This is a genomic window from Pseudomonas sp. Tn43 (assembly GCF_014192635.1).
Lineage (GTDB): Bacteria > Pseudomonadota > Gammaproteobacteria > Pseudomonadales > Pseudomonadaceae > Aquipseudomonas.
Genome location: NZ_JACHYG010000007.1, coordinates 154357 through 175933, shown reverse-complemented (window position 1 = coordinate 175933; position 21577 = coordinate 154357). Strand labels below are relative to the sequence as shown.

General features: G+C 58.7%; 22 protein-coding genes and 1 tRNA gene. 6 read left to right on the top strand and 17 right to left on the bottom strand.

What is annotated here, in order from left to right:
* Window positions 1-324: 324 nt before the first annotated feature.
* The 6 genes from gcvH to FHW68_RS19130 all read left to right on the top strand — a co-directional run bounded on the left by gcvH (window position 325) and on the right by FHW68_RS19130 (window position 7395).
* Window positions 325-708, top strand: a complete 384-nt coding sequence (gcvH, locus tag FHW68_RS19155) for a glycine cleavage system protein GcvH (protein WP_183682324.1) — start codon at window positions 325-327, stop codon at window positions 706-708.
* A gap of 11 nt (window positions 709-719) precedes the next feature.
* Window positions 720-3572, top strand: a complete 2853-nt coding sequence (gene gcvP, locus FHW68_RS19150; RefSeq protein WP_183682321.1) for an aminomethyl-transferring glycine dehydrogenase — start codon at window positions 720-722, stop codon at window positions 3570-3572.
* A 106-nt stretch (window positions 3573-3678) separates the two neighbouring features.
* Window positions 3679-5055 (top strand): L-serine ammonia-lyase, encoded by a 1377-nt coding sequence (locus FHW68_RS19145; RefSeq protein ID WP_183682319.1) that lies wholly within the window; start codon window positions 3679-3681, stop codon window positions 5053-5055.
* Between the two features lie 33 nt (window positions 5056-5088).
* Window positions 5089-6213, top strand: a complete 1125-nt coding sequence (gene gcvT / locus FHW68_RS19140) for a glycine cleavage system aminomethyltransferase GcvT (protein WP_183682315.1) — start codon at window positions 5089-5091, stop codon at window positions 6211-6213.
* Window positions 6214-6596: 383 nt separating this feature from the next.
* Window positions 6597-6809, top strand: coding sequence for a cold-shock protein (locus FHW68_RS19135; RefSeq protein ID WP_011335634.1), 213 nt, complete (start codon window positions 6597-6599; stop codon window positions 6807-6809).
* Between the two features lie 97 nt (window positions 6810-6906).
* Complete coding sequence (locus tag FHW68_RS19130; RefSeq protein WP_183682313.1) at window positions 6907-7395, top strand: RDD family protein; 489 nt, start codon at window positions 6907-6909, stop codon at window positions 7393-7395.
* A gap of 135 nt (window positions 7396-7530) precedes the next feature.
* Here the strand turns inward: FHW68_RS19130 and nadA are convergent, their stop codons facing one another.
* The 17 genes from nadA to FHW68_RS19045 all read right to left on the bottom strand — a co-directional run bounded on the left by nadA (window position 7531) and on the right by FHW68_RS19045 (window position 21483).
* Window positions 7531-8589, bottom strand: coding sequence for a quinolinate synthase NadA (gene nadA, locus FHW68_RS19125; protein WP_183682310.1), 1059 nt, complete (start codon window positions 8587-8589; stop codon window positions 7531-7533).
* 251 nt (window positions 8590-8840) lie between these two features.
* Window positions 8841-8916 (bottom strand) — tRNA-Lys (locus FHW68_RS19120).
* A gap of 63 nt (window positions 8917-8979) precedes the next feature.
* Window positions 8980-9672, bottom strand: a complete 693-nt coding sequence (queC, locus tag FHW68_RS19115) for a 7-cyano-7-deazaguanine synthase QueC (protein ID WP_183682307.1) — start codon at window positions 9670-9672, stop codon at window positions 8980-8982.
* A 1-nt stretch (window position 9673) separates the two neighbouring features.
* Window positions 9674-10321 (bottom strand): 7-carboxy-7-deazaguanine synthase QueE, encoded by a 648-nt coding sequence (gene queE / locus FHW68_RS19110; RefSeq protein WP_095632171.1) that lies wholly within the window; start codon window positions 10319-10321, stop codon window positions 9674-9676.
* 166 nt (window positions 10322-10487) lie between these two features.
* The gene (gene ybgF, locus FHW68_RS19105; RefSeq protein WP_183682305.1) at window positions 10488-11333 is read right to left on the bottom strand and encodes a tol-pal system protein YbgF; all 846 of its coding nucleotides are present in this window, start codon (window positions 11331-11333) and stop codon (window positions 10488-10490) included.
* Between the two features lie 6 nt (window positions 11334-11339).
* On the bottom strand, window positions 11340-11837 hold the full coding sequence (gene pal / locus FHW68_RS19100; protein ID WP_095632173.1) for a peptidoglycan-associated lipoprotein Pal: 498 nt from the start codon (window positions 11835-11837) through the stop codon (window positions 11340-11342).
* 52 nt (window positions 11838-11889) lie between these two features.
* Entirely contained in the window at window positions 11890-13191 is a 1302-nt protein-coding gene (gene tolB / locus FHW68_RS19095) for a Tol-Pal system beta propeller repeat protein TolB (protein ID WP_095632174.1), read from the bottom strand.
* On the bottom strand, window positions 13188-14267 hold the full coding sequence (tolA, locus tag FHW68_RS19090) for a cell envelope integrity protein TolA (RefSeq protein ID WP_183682301.1): 1080 nt from the start codon (window positions 14265-14267) through the stop codon (window positions 13188-13190). Before tolA ends, tolB begins: the two co-directional genes overlap by 4 nt.
* The gene (gene tolR / locus FHW68_RS19085) at window positions 14267-14719 is read right to left on the bottom strand and encodes a protein TolR (RefSeq protein WP_168185083.1); all 453 of its coding nucleotides are present in this window, start codon (window positions 14717-14719) and stop codon (window positions 14267-14269) included. The genes tolA and tolR overlap by 1 nt, the downstream gene beginning before the upstream one ends.
* A gap of 23 nt (window positions 14720-14742) precedes the next feature.
* Window positions 14743-15438, bottom strand: a complete 696-nt coding sequence (gene tolQ, locus FHW68_RS19080; protein ID WP_007977321.1) for a protein TolQ — start codon at window positions 15436-15438, stop codon at window positions 14743-14745.
* A complete protein-coding gene (ybgC, locus tag FHW68_RS19075) occupies window positions 15428-15895 on the bottom strand; it encodes a tol-pal system-associated acyl-CoA thioesterase (RefSeq protein ID WP_183682298.1) in 468 nt (155 codons plus the stop codon). The genes tolQ and ybgC overlap by 11 nt, the downstream gene beginning before the upstream one ends.
* A 127-nt stretch (window positions 15896-16022) precedes the next feature.
* On the bottom strand, window positions 16023-17084 hold the full coding sequence (gene ruvB / locus FHW68_RS19070) for a Holliday junction branch migration DNA helicase RuvB (protein ID WP_095632177.1): 1062 nt from the start codon (window positions 17082-17084) through the stop codon (window positions 16023-16025).
* The gene (gene ruvA / locus FHW68_RS19065) at window positions 17085-17699 is read right to left on the bottom strand and encodes a Holliday junction branch migration protein RuvA (RefSeq protein ID WP_095632178.1); all 615 of its coding nucleotides are present in this window, start codon (window positions 17697-17699) and stop codon (window positions 17085-17087) included.
* A 114-nt stretch (window positions 17700-17813) separates the two neighbouring features.
* Window positions 17814-18338, bottom strand: a complete 525-nt coding sequence (gene ruvC, locus FHW68_RS19060; protein WP_183682295.1) for a crossover junction endodeoxyribonuclease RuvC — start codon at window positions 18336-18338, stop codon at window positions 17814-17816.
* A 158-nt stretch (window positions 18339-18496) separates the two neighbouring features.
* A complete protein-coding gene (locus FHW68_RS19055; RefSeq protein ID WP_095632180.1) occupies window positions 18497-19243 on the bottom strand; it encodes a YebC/PmpR family DNA-binding transcriptional regulator in 747 nt (248 codons plus the stop codon).
* Between the two features lie 123 nt (window positions 19244-19366).
* Window positions 19367-21142 carry an aspartate--tRNA ligase gene (gene aspS, locus FHW68_RS19050; protein WP_095632181.1) on the bottom strand — a complete coding sequence of 592 codons (1776 nt, stop codon included), beginning with the start codon at window positions 21140-21142 and terminating at the stop codon, window positions 19367-19369.
* Between the two features lie 119 nt (window positions 21143-21261).
* Complete coding sequence (locus tag FHW68_RS19045; protein WP_010457489.1) at window positions 21262-21483, bottom strand: FmdB family zinc ribbon protein; 222 nt, start codon at window positions 21481-21483, stop codon at window positions 21262-21264.
* Window positions 21484-21577 lie beyond the last annotated feature (94 nt).

Below are 21577 nucleotides of genomic sequence, written 5' to 3'. Positions count from 1 at the left end.
GGTTCCAATTCAAGGGCTTCTAACCTGTTTAAAAGCGACCTCCATCTGTACTGAAAGCGCTACAGTGGAATGATATCGATACACCCTCTCCTGATCGCCGCTTTGCAAGGCTTTGATCCTCCTAGGCTTTTTTCTTCGGCTCGCGCTGTAGCGATTTCGCTACAGCTACGGCAATACGACAATCCACACTTATACATAAGTCATTGTTTTTAAATAACAAAAAAACATTGGCCGCGTTTTTGCTTAGTAACCATCCATAAAGTACGGCATTGCCGATTATTCAATCGCGTCCACCAGACGAGTCTGGCCCCCTTAGGAGTTTCCATGAGCGAGTTGCGTTTTACTGAAGATCACGAATGGCTGCGCACTGAAGCTGACGGCACCGTCACCGTCGGCATCACCGCTTTCGCGCAGAACGCCCTGGGCGACGTGGTTTTCGTACAACTGCCTGAGCTGCAGTCCTACGACAAAGGCGCTGAAGCCGCCACTGTGGAATCGGTAAAAGCCGCCAGCGGCGTGTACATGCCACTCGACGGTGAAGTGCTGGAAGTGAACCCGGCGCTGGACAGCAGCCCTGAACTGGTCAACGAAGATCCGCTGGGCGAAGGCTGGTTCTTCCGCTTCCAGCCAGCCGACGCCTCGGCTGTCGGCCAACTGCTGGATCAAGACGCTTACGACCGTCTGATCAAAGCCAACGCTGAAGCCTGAGGAGCGCTGACATGACTCAAATTAATCTCGGCACTGCCAACGAATTCATCGCCCGCCACATCGGCCCGCGTGCCGGCGATGAGCAAGCCATGCTCAACAGCCTTGGCTTTGACTCACTGGAAGCCCTGAGCGCCAGCGTCATTCCCGACAGCATCAAGGGCACCAGCGTCCTCGGCCTGGAAGACGGCTTGAGTGAAGCGGATGCCCTGGCGCTGATCAAATCCATCGCCGGCAAAAACCAGCTGTTCAAGACCTATATCGGCCAGGGCTACTATGGCACTCACACGCCCTCGCCAATCCTGCGCAACCTGCTGGAAAACCCGGCCTGGTACACCGCTTACACTCCCTACCAGCCAGAAATTTCCCAAGGCCGTCTCGAAGCGCTGCTGAACTTCCAGACCCTGATCAGCGACCTGACCGGCCTGCCGATCGCCAACGCCTCCCTGCTCGACGAAGCCACCGCCGCTGCTGAAGCCATGACCTTCTGCAAGCGCCTGAGCAAGAATAAAGGCAGCCATGCGTTCTTCGCCTCGGTTCATTGCCACCCGCAAACCCTCGACGTGCTGCGCACCCGCGCCGAGCCGTTGGGCATCGACGTGGTGGTCGGCGATGAGCGCGAACTGAGCGACGTGACGCCGTTCTTCGGCGCTTTGCTGCAATACCCGGCCAGCAATGGTGATGTGTTCGACTACCGCGAACTGACCGAGCGTTTCCACGCGGCTAATGCGCTGGTCGCTGTCGCGGCTGACCTGCTGGCCCTGACCGTGCTGACTCCGCCAGGCGAATTCGGCGCCGACGTGGCTATCGGCAGCGCGCAACGCTTCGGCGTGCCGCTGGGCTTCGGTGGTCCGCACGCGGCCTATTTCTCCACCAAAGATGCATTCAAACGTGACATGCCGGGCCGTCTGGTCGGTGTTTCCGTGGACCGTTTCGGCAAGCCGGCCCTGCGCCTGGCCATGCAGACCCGCGAGCAGCATATCCGCCGCGAGAAAGCCACCAGCAACATCTGCACCGCCCAAGTGCTGCTGGCCAACATCGCCAGCATGTACGCCGTATACCACGGCCCGAAAGGCCTGACGCAGATCGCACAACGCATTCATCACCTGACCGCGATCCTCGCCAAAGGCTTGAGCGCATTGGGCTTGACCGTCGAGCAAACCAGCTTCTTCGACACACTGACGATCAAGACCGGCGCGCAAACTGCTGCCCTGCACGACAAGGCTCGTGCCCAGCGCATCAACCTGCGTGTGGTGGATGACGAGCGCCTGGGCCTGTCCCTGGACGAAACCACCAGCCAGGCTGATGTTGAAACCCTGTGGAGCGTGCTGGCCGACGGCAAGGCGCTGCCAGACTTCGCCGCCCTCGCCGCCTCGGTCGAAAGCACCCTTCCGGCCGCGCTGGTTCGCCAATCGCCGATCCTCAGCCACCCGGTGTTCAACCGTTATCACTCCGAAACCGAGCTGATGCGCTACCTGCGCAAGCTCGCCGACAAGGATCTGGCCCTGGATCGCACCATGATTCCGCTGGGTTCGTGCACCATGAAGCTCAACGCCGCCAGCGAAATGATCCCGGTGACCTGGGCTGAATTCGGTGCCCTGCATCCGTTCGCTCCAGCCGAGCAAAGCGCCGGCTACCAGCAGCTGACCGATGAACTGGAAGCAATGCTCTGTGCCGCCACCGGTTACGACTCGATCTCCCTGCAACCGAACGCCGGTTCCCAAGGTGAATACGCTGGCCTGCTGGCGATTCGTGCCTACCACCAGAGCCGTGGCGAAGACCGTCGCGACATCTGCCTGATCCCGTCCTCCGCCCACGGCACCAACCCGGCCACTGCCAACATGGCTGGCATGCGCGTGGTCGTGACCGCCTGCGATGCCCGCGGCAACGTCGACATCGAAGACTTGCGCGCCAAGGCCATCGAGCACCGCGAACATCTCGCTGCGCTGATGATCACCTACCCGTCGACCCACGGCGTGTTCGAAGAAGGCATCCGCGAAATCTGCGGCATCATTCACGACAACGGCGGCCAGGTGTACATCGACGGCGCCAACATGAACGCGATGGTCGGCCTCTGCGCGCCAGGCAAGTTCGGCGGCGACGTGTCTCACCTCAACCTGCACAAGACCTTCTGCATTCCACACGGCGGTGGCGGCCCGGGCGTCGGCCCGATTGGCGTCAAGTCGCACCTGACACCGTTCCTGCCGGGCCACGCCCAGATGGAACGCAAGCAAGGCGCGGTCTGCGCGGCACCGTTCGGCAGCGCGAGCATTCTGCCGATCACCTGGATGTACATTCGTATGATGGGTGGCGCGGGTCTCAAGCGTGCTTCGCAACTGGCGATCCTGAATGCCAACTACATTTCCCGTCGCCTCGAAGAGCACTACCCAGTGCTGTACACCGGCAGCAACGGGTTGGTGGCGCACGAATGCATCCTCGACCTGCGTCCGTTGAAAGACAGCAGCGGCATCAGCGTCGATGACGTCGCCAAGCGCCTGATCGACTTCGGCTTCCACGCCCCGACCATGTCGTTCCCGGTGGCCGGCACGTTGATGATCGAACCGACCGAAAGCGAATCCAGGGAAGAACTGGACCGCTTCTGCGACGCCATGATCCGCATCCGCGAAGAAATCCGCGCGGTGGAAAACGGCACGCTGGACAAGGACGACAACCCGCTGAAAAACGCGCCACACACCGCCGCGGAAATCGTCGGCGAGTGGACTCACCCGTACAGCCGCGAGCAAGCGGTGTACCCGGTCGCGTCGCTGATCGAAGGCAAGTACTGGCCACCGGTCGGTCGCGTCGACAACGTCTTCGGCGATCGCAACCTGGTCTGCGCCTGCCCGTCGATCGAAAGCTACGCTTAAAAAAAGCAGCCTCAAGTGGCAGGCCTCAAGCTGCAAGAAAGAGCCGATCGGCTTTGACTTGCAGTTTGTAGCTTGCCGCTTACAACTACTCCAACGGAGGCCAACCATGTCGTTAAGCGTGCTCGACCTGTTCAAGATTGGCATCGGCCCCTCCAGCTCCCACACCGTCGGCCCGATGCGTGCCGCTGCGCGTTTCGCCGAAGGTCTGCGCCGTGAAGGGCTGCTGGCCGCAACCACCTGCGTCAAAGTCGAGCTCTACGGCTCGCTCGGCGCCACCGGCAAAGGCCATGGCAGCGACAAGGCCGTGTTACTGGGCCTGGAAGGCGAACACCCGGATACCGTGGACACCGAAACCGTCGCCGCGCGCCTACAAGAGATTCGCGGCAGCGGTCGCCTGAATCTGCTCGGCGAACACAGCATTGCGTTCAACGAGAAAGAACACCTGGCGATGATCCGCAAACCGTTGGCCTATCACCCCAACGGCATGATCTTTCGCGCATTCGATGCCGCTGGCCTGCAAATCCGCAGCCGCGAGTATTACTCGGTCGGCGGTGGTTTCGTGGTTGATGAAGACGCTGCCGGTGCCGACCGCATCGTCGAAGACGCTACCCCGCTGACCTTCCCGTTCAAAAGTGCCAAGGATTTGCTCGGTCATTGCAGCACCTACGGCCTGTCGATCAGCCAGGTGATGCTGACCAATGAGAGTGCCTGGCGACCCGAAGCGGAAACCCGCGCCGGACTGCTGAAAATCTGGCAAGTGATGCAAGACTGCGTCGCCGCCGGTTGCCGCAACGAAGGCATCCTGCCCGGTGGGCTCAAGGTCAAGCGCCGGGCCGCGGCGTTGCATCGGCAATTGTGCAAAAACCCGGAATCGTCACTGCGCGATCCGCTGTCGGTGCTCGACTGGGTCAACCTGTACGCCTTGGCGGTTAACGAAGAAAACGCCAATGGCGGACGTGTGGTCACTGCGCCCACCAACGGTGCAGCCGGAATCATCCCCGCGGTGTTGCATTACTACATGCGCTTCATTCCTGGGGCTAACGAAGATGGCGTCGTGCGCTTTCTGCTGACGGCCGCCGCGATCGGCATTCTTTACAAGGAAAACGCCTCGATCTCCGGCGCCGAAGTCGGCTGTCAAGGCGAGGTTGGCGTCGCCTGTTCCATGGCCGCCGGCGCCTTGTGTGAAGTGCTGGGCGGCACGGTGCAGCAGGTGGAAAACGCCGCCGAAATCGGCATGGAACACAACCTCGGCCTGACCTGCGACCCGATTGGCGGACTGGTGCAAGTGCCTTGTATCGAGCGCAACGCAATGGGTTCGGTCAAAGCCATCAATGCGGTGCGCATGGCCCTGCGCGGCGACGGCCAGCACTTCGTCTCCCTCGACAAAGTCATCCGCACCATGCGCCAGACCGGCGCCGACATGAAAAGCAAATACAAGGAAACCGCCCGTGGCGGTTTGGCGGTCAACATTATCGAGTGCTGATGCGCGCATCTGCACTATTTTCAGGAGCTGGATATGTCCACCGAACACCTGTTGAAAACCCCGTTGCACGCACTGCACCTCGAACTCGGCGCCCGCATGGTGCCGTTCGCCGGTTACGAAATGCCAGTGCAATACCCGCTGGGCGTGATGAAAGAACACCAGCACACCCGTGAGCAGGCCGGGCTGTTCGATGTTTCGCACATGGGCCAGATCCGCCTGACCGGCGCGAATGCGGCCAAAGCTCTGGAAACCCTGGTGCCGGTGGATATCATCGATTTGCCGGTGGGCATGCAGCGCTACGCGATGTTCACCAATGAGACCGGCGGCATCCTCGACGACCTGATGGTCGCCAACCTTGGTAACGACGAACTGTTCCTGGTGGTCAACGCGGCCTGCAAGGATCAGGATCTGGCGCACCTGCGCAAGCATATCGGCGAGCAGTGCACCATCGAGCCGCTGTTCGAAGAGCGCGCGTTGCTGGCGTTGCAAGGCCCTGCAGCCGTCACCGTGCTCGCACGCCTTGCGCCTGAAGTGGCGAAAATGACTTTCATGCAGTTCGCCCGTGTGAAGCTGTTGGGTGTGGACTGCTTTGTCAGCCGTTCGGGCTACACCGGTGAAGACGGTTTCGAAATCTCCGTACCGGCCGCCAATGCCGAAGCCCTGGCTCGCGCCCTGCTGGCCGAACCGGAAGTGGCGGCCATCGGCCTCGGCGCTCGCGACTCCCTGCGCCTGGAAGCCGGCCTGTGCCTCTACGGCCACGACATGAACACCGAAACCACCCCAATCGAAGCCAGCCTGTTGTGGGCCATCTCCAAGCCTCGTCGTGCCGATGGCGCGCGGGCCGGCGGCTTCCCCGGCGCTGAAACCGTGTTCGCCCAGCAGCAAGCCGGTGTCAGCCGCAAACGTGTTGGCCTGCTGCCACAGGAACGTACGCCAGTGCGCGAAGGTGCAGAGATCGTCAACGAAGCCGGCGACATCATCGGCAGCGTGTGCAGCGGCGGCTTCGGTCCGACCCTCGGCGCTCCTTTGGCCATGGGTTACCTCGACAGCGCTTATATCGCTTTGGATACGCCGGTTTGGGCAATTGTTCGTGGGAAAAAGGTGCCTTTGCTTGTAAGCAAAATGCCATTTGTTCCACAACGCTACTATCGCGGCTGATCGACTGTTTCTATAAGTAACGCGGCTGCGTTAAGAGTGCACTAATCTGTAACGCAGCCGCCATAAAACAGTGCGAACGTTTCGTTTATGAACGTTACTTATAACGATCGAAAACAACCTGAACAACGCTATCGAATAAGCCTGCCCTAGTGCCATCAACCCGAGGAAATACGGGGCTTCGCAGGGCTTGTTTTTTCTCCCGTAGTTGGCGTAGAGTTTGTTCACTGTGTTTGCATGGGTCGCTTGGAATCGTGACCTGGGCAGTAGCCTACAAAGTTAGCTACATCCCGTCCGACGTCTTCTTACTCTCCTGCAACCAGCCCCAGTACTCTTTCACCAGAAGGAGACTGTCATTCATTTTTTTGCGTCAAAGGAAATAAGAAATGTCCCAACGTCAGAGCGGTACCGTCAAGTGGTTTAACGACGAGAAAGGTTTTGGTTTTATCACTCCAGAAAGCGGTCCGGATCTGTTCGTACATTTCCGCGCTATTCAGGGCAACGGCTTCAAGAGCCTGAAAGAAGGCCAGAAAGTGACTTTCGTTGCTGTGCAAGGCCAGAAAGGCATGCAAGCTGACGAAGTTATCGCCGAAGCGTAATTCCGTCTTTCACAAAAAAGCCCCTGATGCTGACATCAGGGGCTTTTTTGTGCGTGTAAATCCGTAAAATGGCTTCTTTTTCCGTTCAGAGGCTGCCATGTCGAAACACCTGCTCTCCCCACAGGGCGATTTTCCCGCCGTCGGCCTGGGGCGTCGCCTGGCAGCGATGTTCTACGACTTTTTGCTGTGCACCGCCCTGCTGATCGTTACCAGCGGCATTTACAAGATGATCCAGATGGCGATCATCGGCGAAGACCAAATGCGCGCCTTGACCGACGCCGGCGCGCTGGACGGTGACCCGCTGCTATCGACGGTGCTGCTGTTCGTGCTGTTCGGCTTCTTTGCCAAGTTCTGGACCTGGTCGGGGCAGACTCTGGGGATGCAGGTGTGGGGCATTCGCGTGCAGAACGCCGATGGCTCATCCATCAGTCTGTGGCAGGCTCTGTTGCGCTTTGTGGTGTCGATCGCCTCCTGGCTATGCCTGGGGCTGGGATTCTTCTGGTCGCTGTTCGACAAGCAGAAGCGCAGCTGGCATGACATTTACTCCAATACCCAGCTTGTGCGTATTCCAAAGAAGGCAAAGTAAGTTGCGCAGAGCACAAATCATTGTGGGAGCGAGTCTGCTCGCGATAGCGGTGTATCAGTCAACATTGATATGACTGACAGATTGCTATCGCGAGCAGGCTCGCTCCCACAGGTTTTGTGGCTTACCTGAAAGATCTCAGGCGTTGCCGGCTAATTTCATCCTTGCAGCCTGCGTGAAATCAAGCATCCGCTTCAACGGCCGCACCGCCTGCGGAATCAACGCTGGATCGACAAAAATTTCATTCGTCCCTTCCTTCAAGCTCTTCAGCGTGCGCTCAAGCGTGTTCATCGCCATCCAGGGGCAATGTGCGCAACTGCGGCAGGCGGCGCCGTTACCGGCCGTTGGCGCTTCGATGAAGACCTTGTCCGGACACAGCTGCTGCATCTTGTAGAAGATGCCACGGTCGGTGGCGACGATCAGGGTCTTGTTCGGCAGACTTTGCGCCGCAGCGATCAGTTGACTGGTGGAACCCACTGCGTCGGCCAAGTCGATTACGGCAGTCGGCGACTCCGGGTGCACCAGAATGGCCGCATCCGGGTACAGCGCTTTCATGTCTTCGAGCTGTTTGGCCTTGAACTCTTCATGGACGATGCAGGCGCCGTCCCACAGCAGCATGTCAGCACCGGTCTTGCGCTGGATATAAGTGCCCAGGTGCTTGTCTGGCGCCCAGATGATGGTTTCGCCGTTATCCATCAGGCTTTCGACGATTTCCAGCGCACAGCTGGACGTCACCACCCAATCCGCCCTGGCTTTGACTGCCGCCGAGGTGTTGGCATACACCACCACCGTACGCTCCGGATGCTGATCGCAGAACGCCGAGAACTCGTCCACCGGGCAACCCAGGTCCAGCGAGCAAGTCGCTTCCAGGGTCGGCATCAGCACGCGTTTTTCAGGGTTGAGGATTTTCGCGGTTTCGCCCATGAATTTCACGCCGGCGACCACCACAGTCTTGGCGGGGTGGGCATTGCCAAAGCGGGCCATCTCCAGAGAGTCGGAGACGCAGCCACCGGTTTCTTCGGCCAGGGCCTGAATGACCGGATCGCAATAGAAGTGGGCAACCAGCACCGCGTCCTGAGCCTTGAGCTCGGCAGCGATGGCAGCACGGTAATAAGCCTCTTCCTCGGCTGTCAGCGGCTTGGGCTGCTTGGCGTCGAGGTGGGCTTGAACCAGAAGGCGTTCGGAAATCTGCGTCATGTTCGCAAGACCTGCAGGCGCTTTCGCGCGAAAGTCGAGTATACACCCGGCTCCGGACCCTTATGGGCACCGCCGGGATAGTGAGTATTCATCAGGCATGGACAGCATTGAAGTTGCGCAAGGCTACAGAATATCCCGAAGATGCAAAAGATGATTCTGACCTGCGTCACCCGGATTGAGCGGTGCTCAAATTGCGGGCAAAAAAAAACCCGGAAATCCTCACTTACGTGGGCCTTCCAGATTTTTTAAAATGGTGGGTCGTGTGGGATTCGAACCTACGACCAATTGGTTAAAAGCCAACTGCTCTACCAACTGAGCTAACGACCCGCTGTGTGGTGGCGCGTATAATACTGATTTTTAAGGACTATTCAACACCTAATTTGAAATAAATCAAAAATAAGGTGTTGGGTCCGTCACACCGGCCGCCGCGAAGCCTTCTGCACGCAGGCGGCAGCTGTCGCATTTACCGCAGGCGCGGCCGTTATCGTCCGCTTGATAGCAGGAAACGGTCAGCCCGTAATCGACGCCCAGCTTCACGCCGGCCTGGACGATCTGCGCCTTGCTCAGGTTCTGCAGTGGCGCCTGAATACGGAAACCCTGCCCTTCTACCCCGGCCTTGGTCGCCAGATTGGCCATGCGCTCGAAGGCCTCGATGAACTCGGGACGGCAATCCGGGTAACCGGAATAATCCACCGCGTTGACGCCAATAAAGATGTCACGCGCCCCCAGCACTTCGGCCCAGCCCAGTGCCAAGGACAGAAACACGGTGTTGCGCGCTGGCACGTAAGTCACCGGGATACCTTCACCCGGTGTTTCCGGCACATCGATACGGGTGTCGGTCAATGCCGAGCCGCCGATACCGTTCAGGTTCAAGCCGATCACTTTGTGCTCGACCACTCCCAAGTCTTGGGCGACACGTGCGGCGGCGTGCAATTCGGCATGAGACCGCTGACCGTAATCGAAGCTCATGGTGTAGCAGCGGTAGCCTTCGGCACGAGCCATGGCCACGACTGTCGCGGAATCGAGGCCACCGGACAGCAAGATGACCGCGCGTTTTTCAGCAGTGTTCGTTTGTTCAGTCATTTCAGCGCCCCGGCTCATCATTCCAAAGATATTTATGCAGCTGCAATTGCAGACGCACAGGCAGATTGTCCGCTACCACCCAGTCCGCCAGATCACGCGCATTCAGGTCATGGTGACTGGGCGAGAACAAGACTTCGCCGGCACGCTGGTCCAGGCCATATTGAATCAGCTTGGACACAGCCCAGTCGTAGTCTTCCCGCGAGCAGATGACAAACTTTACCTGATCGTTAGGCGTGAGCAGCTCGATGTTTTCGTAGCGGTTGCGGTGTGCTTCTTTCGAACCCGGGGTTTTCAGGTCGACGACGCGACTGACCCGTGGATCGACCGCCGAGATGTCCAGCGCACCACTGGTTTCCAGTGACACTTCGTAGCCGGCATCACACAACTGCTTGAGCAAAGGGATGGCATTCGGTTGCGCCAGGGGCTCGCCACCCGTGACACAGACGTAACGCGGGCGAAAACCGGCCACTTGCTCGAGGATGTCATCGAGCGTGCGAAGGGTGCCGCCAGTGAACGCGTAGGCGCTGTCACAGTATTGGCAACGCAATGGGCAACCGGTCAGGCGCACAAAGACAGTGGGCAGCCCGGCAGTCCGCGTTTCACCCTGCAACGAGTAGAAAACTTCGGTGATTCTCAATGTGTCTTGCATAGTCGCCACGGGCGTAACAGCTAAACAGGCTGTCCGCCTCCGTCAGGCACTTCAAGGAACCTCGCCAACGCGCAGATCCCAAAAAGCGTGTTTCATAAAAAGGGCATGAATTCTAACGAAAAAACCCGCGACAAGCGCGGGTTTCTTCTAAACGCATCAAGCAAGCTTACATACGCTGCAAATCGCGTTGAGCCAGCTGAGCGGCGGAAGTGCCCGGATATTGGGACACGACCTGCTGCAGAATGCCTTTGACCCGGTCGGTATGACCGAGGCGGCGCTCTACATCAGCGAGCTTGTACAGCGAATCAGGCACTTTGGGGTGCTTGGGATACAGCTGCGAAACCTTGGCAAATGCCTGACCTGCACCTTGCAGATCGCCCTTGGCCAGGTTCACTTCACCCAACCAGTACTGGGCATTGCCCGCGTACTGGCTGTTCGGGTACTTGCGCAGGAATGCGGCGAAAGCCTGACTGGCCTTGTCGAAATCCTTGGCTTTGATCAGGTCGAAGGCTGCATCGTAGTACAGTTTTTCCTTCGCCGGATCAGCCGGTTCGCTACCTGCGGCAGGCGCTTGTGTGGAAGTGGCAGCGGCTGCCGCTCCCGCGCCGGCTGCTGCACCGGGGGCATTCAAATTGCCACCGGTGGAAGAATTATCAGGAGTCGCGGCGGGTGCAACACCGGTTCCTATGCGCCGATCAAGATCCTGATATCGCTCCAGGCTTTCTTGCTTCATGCGCGCTACATCATTTTGCAGTTCTTCGATCACACCCTGTTGGCGCGAGATCTGATCCTGCATTTGTTGCAGTTGGTTGAACAGCTGGCCCTGCGCCGAGACAGGGGCTGAAACCCCTCCCCCGGCATAGGCGCCGTTCGTACCGTAACCCGCAGGCGGATAACTGCTCCCGCTATTGTTATAGCCGGAGTTGTCCTCGACCACAGGAACCGCAGCCCACACCGCAAGCGGTGCGAGGCTGAGAGCCAAAACAGTTACAGCACGACGGCACGTTCGCATGACGAATTACTTACGCAGTTCGACGCGACGGTTTTGAGCCCAGGACTGCTCGTCGTTGCCGGTAGCAACTGGACGCTCTTCGCCGTAGGAAACCAGTTCCGCCTGAGCTGGGGAAACACCTTGCAGTACCAGGTAACGCTGAACGGCTTTCGCACGACGCTCGCCCAGTGCCATGTTGTACTCACGAGTACCACGTTCGTCGGTGTTGCCTTCCAGAACAACGCGAGCGCCGTTTGCTTTCAGGTCTTTGGCGTGAACGTCCAGAGCGCGCATGGCTTCTGGCTTCAGGTCCGAGCTGTCGTATTCGAAGTAGAAGGTGGTGATTGCGCGCAGAGCAGCTTCTTCGCTCAGGGAACCGTCAACAGCACCAGTGTTAGCGCCGTAACCAGCGTTTGGATCAACAGCGCCTTCACCGGCGTTGTCGCCGCCTTTGGACGAGCAACCTACAGCTACAGCCATGGCCAGAGCCAGCGCAGCAAATTTACCAAACTTCAGCATTTCCATCGTGAAACTCCTAATGAACCCCAGTGTGTTAAGTACAACATGTAGCGCCGCGTCAGTTCAGGTAAGGGGACCAGGACGGTTCTCTGACTTCGCCTTGTGCGGTAGGAAGCGGGAGCCTCACGCGCCCATTAATGGACACGAGCATCAAGACTCCCCGGCCCTGCTGGCGGGTGGCGTAGATTACCATGGTGCCGTTGGGCGCAACAGTAGGCGACTCGTCCAGAGTGCTATCAGTGAGGATCTTTACACTACCGCGCTGCAAATCCTGCGCCGCCACCTTGAAATTGGTGAAGCCTTCCTGACGATGGATCATTACCAGGGTCTTTTCATCGGCCGACAGTTTAGGGTTGGCGTTGTAGTTACCGATGAAGGTCACACGCTCCGCACCACCACCGCTTGCGCTGGTTTTGTAGATCTGTGGCTTGCCGCCACGATCGGAGGTGAAGTAGATGGTCGAACCATCTTTACCCCAGAACGGTTCGGTGTTGATGCCCTGACCATTGGTGACGCGACTGATCTGACGCGAACCCAGGTTCATCACATAGATGTCCGGGTTACCGTCTTTGGACAATACGAATGCCAGACGCTGACCATCCGGCGACCAGGCTGGCGCACCATTCAGGCCTTCGAAATTGGTGATCTGCTCACGGCGACCGGTGTCGATGTTCTGCATGAAAATGCGCGGACGCTTCTGCTCGAACGACACATAAACAATGCGTTTGCCATCCGGTGCAAAACGCGGCGACAGGATCGGCTCGCGCGATTGCAGCAGGGTCACCGCACGGGCACCGTCATAGTCCGAACGTTGCAGCGTGTAGCGAGTGTTCTTCTCGGAGAACCGCTCGGCCGTCACGTACAGCAGACGAGTCGAGAACGCACCTTTGATACCGGTGAGTTTCTCGAACGACTGGTCGGAGATGTAATGCGCCATGTCGCGCAGTTGATCGACGCCGCCCGACACGCTGCCGGTCAGCACTTGCTGCTCGGTGGCGACGTTGAACAGTGCGTATTGAACCTGCAGGCGACCGCCCGCTGGAACAATGCTGCCGACCATGACGTACTGGGCACCCAGCGCCTTGAAGTCACGGAAGATGATTTCGCTGGCCTGGCTTGGCTGGCTGATCATGTTCTGTTTTGGAATCGGCGAGTAGTAACCCGAGTTGCGCAGGTCGTTACCGATAATTTCAGCCATGTCGTCCGGCAGCACGCTACCGCCCTGGAAGCCAAACGGCACTACCGCGATCGGGGTGGCCCGATCACTGCCGCTGGTGACCAGAATGTTTTTCTCATCAGCTGCCGCTATCCCTGCCAGGCAGCAAATAACGACAAGCATTCCTCGAAGAAGGTTTCTCACAAGGCTAGATCCTCAGGTGTGAATGTCATCTTGAATGAACGATAGGGAGCGAAATCGCTCGGTTTCATTCCCTGCATTTCTGTCAAACGTCCAATGTTCTTGACCGCCGCTACAGCGGAAGCGTCAAACGGACTATCGCCGCTGGACTTGGCTACGCCGACCGAAGTCACCGTACCATCGGGCAACATGCCGATTTGCAATACCACCGTCATGCCTTTGCGTGCCGAAGGTGGACGAGCCCAACCTTCCGCTGCACGAGCACGAATCAGATCATCGAAACTGCCGGCGACTTCGTCACCCTGCTCATCGGCCAAGGCCTGCTGACGCTCCGGCGTGTCGGAAAGCAAATCTGCCAGGGCCTGAGCCTTTTTTTCTTCGGCGGATTTACGTGCCGCTTCCTGCGATTTTTTCTTCGCAGCATCGGCAGCAGCTTTCTTCTTCGCGTCTTCGGCGACTTTCTTCTTCGCCTCTTCAGCTTCGGATTTTTTCTTGGCGTCTTCGGCGGCTTTCTTCTTCGCGTCTTCGACGATCTTTTTCTTCGCTTCTTCGGCGGCCGCTTTCTTGGCCTCTTCTTCCGCAGCTTTCTTGGCTTCTTCTTCAGATTTCTTCTTGGCTATATCAGCCAATTGTTTCTCTTCGGCCTTTTTGGCTTCGGCGGTCTTCTTGGCTTCATCGGCTTTCTTGGCTTCATCCGCCTTTTTTGCCTCTTCCGCTTTCTTCGTCTCGTCGGCCTTCTTGGATTCTTCGGCTTTTTGAGCCGCATCTTCCTTCTTTTGTTCCGCGGCCTTGATCGCTTCCTGCTCGATCTTTTTCTGTTCCATCTGTTCGACTTCGGTCTGGCGCGCGGCGGATTTCTTCGCTTCACCCGCAATCTTCTGATTGGTCTGGGTGGTCGCCTGACTTTTCGATTTCAGCTGGTACAAGGTCGCCTGGACAATCGGCCTGGCCGGCGGCAGTTCCGGTGTGAAGGCAAAACTGACGAACAGCATGCCGAAAACCAGCACGTGCAAGACAATCGCCCAGACACTAGGCCAGAAATAGCTTTCCGAGGCGGACGGCTCTCGCATTTGCTGCATCAGGGTGCCTCGGTAATCAAGCCAACATTACCGACCCCGGCTTTCTGCAACCCGCCCATGGCGCCCATGACGGCGCCGTAATCGACGGTCTTGTCGCCACGGATGAATACCTGGGTACGCTTGCCACCTTCAGTGCCGGCGCGAACGATCTTGGTCACCGCGTCGGTCATTTGCGGCAAGGTCATGGCCTTGTCCTGCTGCTTATCGGTGTCGACTTCGCTGCCAAGGTTCCAGTAATAGGTCTTGTCAGCCTTGATCGAAATGGTCAGGACCTGAGTGTTGTTGTCCTGCGGCAAGGCTTCACTGGAAACCTTGGGCAGATCAACTTTCACGCCCTGATTGAGCATCGGCGCGGTCACCATGAAGATGACCAGCAGTACCAGCATCACGTCGATGTAAGGCACCACGTTCATCTCGGCAACCGACTTGCGCTTTTTGCGAGCTCGAGCGATTAAAGCCATTGGGAATTACCTGCTTATTCTTCGCTGGTGTGCACTTTGCGGTGCAGGATCGCCTGGAATTCATCGGCGAAGGTGTAGTAACGGCCCAGCAGGGTTTCGCTGCGAGCAGCAAAACGGTTGTAGGCAATTACAGCCGGGATGGCGGCGAACAGACCGATCGCGGTAGCGATCAGTGCTTCGGCGATACCCGGGGCCACAGTGGCCAGGGTCGCTTGCTGGGCGGTGGCCAGGCCACGGAAGGAGTTCATGATGCCCCAGACCGTACCGAACAGACCGATGTACGGGCTGACGGAACCGACGGTGGCAAGAAACGGCAGGCTCTGCTCGAGTTTTTCTTCCTCGCGGGAGATGGCCACGCGCATGGCACGGGCTACGCCTTCCATGACCGCTTCCGGATCAACGCCTGACTGCTGACGCAGACGGGAGAATTCCTTGAAACCGGCGCGGAAGATTTGCTCCACGCCCGAATCCGGATCAGGGTTACTGCCGGCCTGACGGTAGAGTTTGGACAGGTCGATACCGGACCAGAAGCGCTCTTCAAAGCTCTCCAGGGCGCGTCGACCGGCGCGCAGCAAGTTGCTGCGCTGAAAGATCATGATCCATGAGGTCACCGATGCGGCTACCAGGGTCAGCATTACCAGTTGCACCACGATACTGGCATTGCTGACCAGGCTCCACATGGAGGAATGGTCGACGACGTTAGCTTCCACGCTTTATCTCCTGCTTTGAGTGTGTACCCGCGCCGCTCACGTCGGCAAAGGCCGCACGTAGAGCTTCGGGAATGGCCCGGGGTTTTAAACTGTTGGTGCGCACACAGGCCACCAGAAACTGCCCTTCGCAGAGCAGCACATTATCCGTAGCTCGCCTGACCTGCTGTTTGAAGCGCAGGCTGACCCGGTTCAATTCAATTACTTCAGCGCTTACCAGCAGTTCGTCGTCCAGTCGCGCCGGCGCGTGGTAACGCGCTTCGCTGGAATGCACGACGAACAACAGGTCCTCCCCTGCCAGCGCCGACTGGGCAAAGCCCAGCTCCCGGAGCCGCTCGGTTCGAGCCCGTTCCATAAACTTGAGGTAATTGACGTAATACACGATGCCGCCCGCATCGGTGTCCTCGTAATAAACGCGACAACGATGTGCGAACGACTCAAGCCCGTTTTGCGCGCGCATACTCTAGTGCTTACTCCTCAGGTTGCCAATCCGGCCAGGCAACTGTTTTTCATTGATTCGCGGCTTTGCGGCGAAAGTACGGTCCTGGGACAGCACAAACCCCGAATAAATCAGCACGCAAAGGTTACTAATCGTCCACGGCATCGAGGAACTCGTCTACCACAGGCATCTCGCCTAATCGTGACGGGATGTTTAAGCCGAAATGCAGGTATGCATGTCGAGTGACCACTCGCCCCCGCGGAGTGCGCATGATGTAGCCCTGCTGGATCAAATACGGCTCCAGCACATCTTCAATAGTGTGTCGCTCTTCGCTGATCGCCGCCGCCAGACTGTCGACCCCCACCGGTCCTCCGTCGAACTTCTCGATCATGGTCAACAGCAGGCGTCGATCCTGATGGTCGAAGCCACGCTCGTCGACATCCAGCAGATTCAGCGCCAGGTCGGCGATCGGCTTGGTGATGTGGCCTTTGGCGCGAACCTCGGCGAAATCCCTCACTCGGCGCAGCAAGCGGTTGGCGATCCGCGGCGTGCCACGGGCGCGGCGGGCGATTTCGAAGGCGCCCTCCGGGTCCAGCGGCAACCCGAGAATGTTCGCCGAACGGCCGACAATCGTTGCCAGGTCGGCGGTGCTGTAGAACTCCAGACGCTGGACGATCCCGAAGCGGTCGCGCAACGGGTTGGTCAGCATGCCGGCCCGGGTGGTTGCGCCGACCAGGGTGAACGGCGGCAGATCGAGTTTGATCGAGCGCGCGGCCGGCCCTTCGCCGATCATGATGTCGAGCTGGAAATCTTCCATCGCCGGGTACAGCACCTCTTCGACGATCGGCGACAACCGATGGATCTCGTCGATGAACAGCACGTCATGGGGTTCAAGGTTGGTCAGCAACGCCGCCAAATCACCTGGACGCTCAAGGACCGGCCCCGAGGTGCTTTTGATCGACACGCCCATTTCCTGGGCAATGATGTTGGCCAGGGTGGTTTTACCCAGCCCCGGCGGGCCGAAAATGAGTGTGTGATCCAGGGATTCGTTGCGCCCACGCGCGGCCTGGATGAACAGCTCCATTTGCTCGCGAACGGTCGGCTGGCCAATGTACTCGGCCAGGCTGACGGGACGAATTGCCCGGTCCTGGACTTCCTCACGCTCACGAGGGCCACCCGTGGCGGCGATCAGACGATCAGCTTCAATCACTTAGATCATTCCCTTAAGGGCACGACGAATCATGTCTTCACTGCTCAAACCCTTCTCCTTGATCGCAGAAATCGCCTTGCTGGCTTCCTGCGGCTTGTAGCCCAGGGAAATCAGCGCGCTGACCGCGTCATTTTCAGCGCTGGCAACTGGAGGCGCATCTGGCCCGCCCGGCTGGTTTGGCACCAACGCGAACATCGCCGGCACGGTTTCCCACGCCTTGAAGCGATCCTTGAGTTCCACCAACAAACGCTCGGCCGTCTTCTTGCCCACGCCTGGCACCTTGGTCAGCGCCGAAGTGTCCTGGGACTGCACGCAGCGAACCAGTTCATCGACCTCAAGGCTCGACATCAAGGCCAGCGCCAGTTTGGGCCCCACACCATTGAGACGGATCAGCTCGCGAAAAAAGTCTCGCTCGCGCTTGCCAAAGAAGCCATAGAGTAACTGCGCGTCTTCGCGTACGACCAAATGGGTATGCAAGGTCAGCGGTTCACCGACCGACGGCAAGCGATAAAGCGTGGTCATGGGCACTTCCAGCTCATAGCCCAGACCGTTTACATCCAGAATCAGGTGCGGCGGCTGTTTCTCAGCCAAAGTGCCGCGCAAGCGTCCAATCACGTTTCAGATCCTTGAGCCTTGGCCAGATCAGTGCTGGCGACTGACAGAACAAAGGCTTTACGCCGACAACACAGGCGCAAACCCTCATTCCATAAAAAATGATTGCTGATGCTATCAGAGACGCAGGCGCCCGCCACGACTGCGTGCTGTGCCCAGACCATGAGGCAACAGGCTGGACCGTGTATGAGCATGGCAAATTGCGATGGCCAGGGCATCCGAGGCATCGATTTGCGGCTTGCTGGTCAATTTGAGCATGTGCATGACCATCATCTGCACCTGCTCTTTATTCGCCGCGCCGGTGCCGGTCACCGCCTGTTTGACTTGGGTCGCAGTGTATTCGGCGATTTCCAGGCTTTCCTCGGCACCGGCCACGATGGCAGCACCGCGGGCCTGACCGAGCTTGAGGGCGGAGTCGGCATTGCGGGCCATGAAGACTTTTTCGATGCCCATGGTCACCGGGCCGTAGGTCTGGATCACTTCACGCACGCTCCGATAGACGATTTGCAGGCGTTCATGCAGCTCGCCGGAGCCCGTGCGAATGCACCCCGACGCCACGTACACGCAGCCACGCCCGGTATCGCGTACCACGCCATAACCGGTGATACGCGAACCGGGGTCGATACCAAGAATTAAAGTCATAACGCCTGCAGGCTTAGTAAAAGCACGATATTCAATACAGCGAATAACAAATGTGGGAGCTGGCTTGCCTGCGATGGCGTAGGCACATCAGACAATGATGTAGCCTGACACGCCGCCATCGCAGGCAAGCCAGCTCCCACACTGGATCTTAGTCGCCCTTAACCGAGCTGTGCGGCGACCGACTCTGGAATGTCCGCGTTGGAATACACGTTTTGCACGTCATCCAGGTCTTCGAGCATGTCGATCAGCTTCAGAATCTTCTCCGCGCCTTCCAGGTCCAGTTCGGCACTGGTGGTCGGCAGCATGACGATTTCCGCGTCATCACCCTTGAAGCCGGCAGCCTCCAAAGCGTTGCGCACGGAATAAAAGCCGGCGAACGAAGTGAACACGTCGATTGAACCGTCTTCGTGAGTCACCACATCATCGGCGTCAGCCTCCATGGCCGCCTCCATCAGCGCATCTTCGTCCACGCCCGGCGCGAAGGAAATCTGCCCCTTGCGTTCGAACAGATAGGCCACCGAACCGTCAGTGCCAAGGTTGCCGCCGCACTTGCTGAACGCATGGCGAACGGCGGCGGCTGTACGGTTACGGTTATCGGTCATGCATTCGACCATCACCGCCACACCGCCCGGGCCGTAACCTTCGTAGGTCAGCTCGACCATGTCGTCGGTATCGGCGGCGCCAGCGCCGCGAGCCACTGCGCGGTCGATGATGTCGCGACTCATGTTCGCACCCAGCGCTTTATCCAGCGCCAGGCGCAAACGCGGGTTGGAGCCCGGATCACCGCCGCCCTGACGAGCAGCAACCGTCAGCTCACGAATCCACTTGGTGAAAATCTTGCCCTTCTTGGCATCCTGACGTTCTTTGCGGTGCTTGATGTTCGCCCACTTGGAATGACCTGCCATAACTCGCTCCGAATTATCTTTGAAACATTGCCCGCCACGCCATGATGCGCCAGCCAGCAAAAAAAAATCTCGACCTGTCTATATAGAAAGGGCGCATCCGAAAATGCGCCCTTCTGGTCAGCCTTACTCAGCTTTAGGCGTTTCGCGCAGACGAATGTGCAGTTCGCGCAGTGCCTTGGCATCCACCTGACCCGGTGCCTGAGTCATGACATCCGCCGCGCTCTGGGTTTTCGGGAAGGCGATCACTTCACGGATCGACTGGGCGCCGGTCATCAGCATCACCAGACGGTCCAGACCGAAGGCCAGGCCACCGTGCGGCGGTGCACCGTACTTCAGCGCATCGAGCAGGAAGCCGAATTTCTCTTCCTGTTCCGCTTCGTCGATACCCAGCAGACGGAACACCGACTGCTGCATTTCCTTGCGATGGATACGGATCGAACCGCCACCCAGCTCGGTGCCGTTGAGCACCATGTCGTAGGCACGGGACAGAGCCTTGGCAGGATTGGCTTCGAGTTCTTGCGGGGTGCACTTCGGTGCGGTGAACGGGTGGTGCAACGCGCTGAAGCTGCCGTCGTCGTTCTCTTCGAACATCGGGAAGTCGACGACCCACATTGGCGCCCACTTGCAGGTCAGCAGCTCCAGGTCGTGGCCGAGCTTGATTCGCAGAGCCCCCAGGGCTTCGCTGACAATCTTCGATTTATCAGCGCCGAAGAACACGATATCGCCATCGACCGCACCGACGCGATCGAGGATCACGTTCAGGTTGGCCTCAGGGATGTTCTTGACGATTGGCGATTGCAGGCCTTCGACGCCTTTGGCGCGCTCGTTGACCTTGATGTACGCCAGGCCCTTGGCACCGTAGATGCCGACGAACTTGGTGTAATCGTCGATCTTGCTGCGCGGCATGCTTGCCGCGCCTGGCACGCGCAGAGCGGCAACGCGGCATTTCGGGTCATTGGCCGGGCCGCTGAACACCTTGAAGTCGACTTCTTTCAGCTGGTCGGCAACGTCCACCAGTTCCAGCGGGTTACGCAGGTCCGGTTTGTCGGAACCATAACGACGCATGGCCTCTTCGAAGGTCATGTGCGGGAAATCGCCGAACTCCAGACCCAGCACTTCCTTGAACAGGGTGCGGACCATGCCTTCGGTGATGCCCATGATGTCTTTTTCATCGAGGAAGCTGGTTTCGATGTCGATCTGGGTGAATTCAGGCTGGCGGTCGGCACGCAGGTCTTCGTCGCGGAAGCACTTGGCGATCTGGTAGTAACGGTCGAAGCCGGCGACCATCAGCAGCTGCTTGAACAGCTGTGGCGATTGCGGCAAGGCGAAGAAGCTACCTGCGTGAGTACGGCTCGGCACCAGGTAGTCGCGAGCGCCTTCTGGCGTGGCGCGGGTCAGGATCGGTGTCTCGACGTCGAGGAAGCCGTTCTCGTCCAGGTAGCGACGGATGCTGGTGGTCATGCGCGAGCGTAGACGCAGCTTCTCGAGCATTTCCGGGCGACGCAGGTCAAGGAAGCGATAGCGCAGGCGGGTTTCTTCACCAACGTCGGAGAACTCGTTGAGCGGGAACGGCGGGGTTTCCGATTCGTTCAGCACTTCCAGTTCGTAGCCGAGAACCTCGATCATGCCCGACGCCATGTTGGCGTTGGTGGCACCGGCCGGACGCAGGCGGACTTTGCCGGTGATCTTCACGACGAACTCGCTGCGCACGCGATCGGCGGCGGCGAAGGATTCAGCGCGGTCCGGGTCGAACACCACCTGGGCCAGACCGTCACGATCACGGATATCGAGGAAAATCACCCCACCGTGGTCACGACGACGGTGGACCCATCCGCAAAGGGTAATTTCCTGGCCTTCCAGGCTTTCGTTCAGTTGGCCGCAATAATGGCTGCGCATCATGGTAGTGGTTTCGCTTCTCGTAATTCGAAATTCGGTTGGAGGTCTTGCCGCCCTACACCTGAATAAGGTGCCGGATGATGCAAGAGCTCGCGCGTGTCGTTCAGCCGGGGCGCTAGACCCTAGTCAGCTTTGTCGCCACCGGCCAGGTTTTTCTTGGAACCGGTCTTGAAGTCGGTTTCGTACCAGCCGGTACCGCTGAGGCGGAAGCCCGGCATGGACAGCATCTTTTTAAGCTCTGGCGCCTGGCAGGCAGGGCAGTCGACCAGCGGTGCCGCGCTGATCTTTTGAATGGCTTCCAACTGATGACCACAGGAAGCACATTGATAGTCGTACATCGGCATGGGGGTTGTCTCGGCGATCAGATTGCTACCGCGCATGCTGGGCTTTGCGGCAAAGGGCGGGATTATATCCATTAAATGCAGCCTGTGCAGCCGT